General features: G+C 39.8%; 1 protein-coding gene. It reads left to right on the forward strand.

What is annotated here, in order from left to right; genetic code table 11:
• Positions 1–278 precede the first annotated feature (278 nt).
• Positions 279–636 (forward strand): reverse transcriptase domain-containing protein (locus DF185_RS24815; protein ID WP_165836116.1); only part of this gene is annotated, 358 nt, incomplete at its 3' end.

Genomic DNA, 636 nt, shown 5'->3' on the forward strand with positions numbered 1-636 from the left:
AATGAGCATTTTCACCAAATCGACTACCCAGTGAAGACTGCGGTCATTCGAAATACAGATGTCAACAGGATCGAAAACGTACTGGGATATGTATTGCTACTCAGGTCAATATGAAATTTGACATCCTACTGAACTAGTGTGAGTTACCCATAGACAGTAAGGATGGGACTGGTAATTTAACTCACAAGGCATAATCAAAACAACGTTCACCAAACATCAAATCTTTTTTAGAATAACGTAGCCAAATCGTTCGCTTTGGATATCGCTACTCTAAACCTGTGAATGTAACCAGTGGGGTTATACAAGGAAGTGTGGTTGGCCCATTACTCTTTCTCCTTTTTATCAATGACGTGCGTTCCCTCTTTCAGTATGGTAAGCCTTTCCTTTTTGCTGATGACCTGAAAGTAGTTGATTCATTCTCTTCCCCCACGAAAGAAAGCTATATTTCAGCGGTAATCCAAGAGGAAATAAACAAGTTGTACGAATGGACTGTTTCGTGGAATATGCCACTTAATGTTGACAAAAGTGGATTTATTCACATTGGTCGCTGCCTTAACTTAAATCTGACTGTACAGACACATACACTCAAACCTCTCAATACTGTTCGTGACCTGGGTTTAAGATATAGCAACAGTC

Origin of the sequence: Marinifilum breve (genome assembly GCF_003202155.1) — a bacterium.
GTDB lineage: Bacteria > Bacteroidota > Bacteroidia > Bacteroidales > Marinifilaceae > Marinifilum > Marinifilum breve.